This is a genomic window from Mesorhizobium sp. M7A.F.Ca.MR.148.00.0.0, assembly GCF_003997735.1.
GTDB lineage: Bacteria > Pseudomonadota > Alphaproteobacteria > Rhizobiales > Rhizobiaceae > Mesorhizobium.
In genome coordinates this window covers 1-232 of sequence record NZ_RZTB01000725.1, presented here as the reverse complement: position 1 = coordinate 232, position 232 = coordinate 1, and the positions used below count along the sequence as shown (strand labels likewise).

The window sequence follows — 232 nt, the reverse complement described above, 5'->3', positions numbered from 1 at the left end:
CGCGCAACGGCGCCGGCATCGAGAAAGTCGCCGACCTCGCCGGCAAGAAGGTCGCCGTGCCGTTCGTCTCGACGACGCATTACAGCCTGCTCGCCGCGTTGAAGCATGAGGGCGTGGATCCGAAGTCGGTCGAGATCCTCAACCTCAGGCCACCGGAAATCGCCGCCGCATTCTCGCGTGGCGACATCGACGCGGCCTATGTCTGGGATCCGGCACTCGGTCAGATCAAGAC

The 232-nt window shown here is 64.7% G+C and carries 1 protein-coding gene; it reads left to right on the top strand.

Annotation, left to right across the window (positions count from 1 at the left end; genetic code table 11):
• Nucleotides 1-232: ABC transporter substrate-binding protein (locus EOB49_RS36000; protein ID WP_164782034.1), on the top strand; the 232-nt coding region annotated here is incomplete at both ends.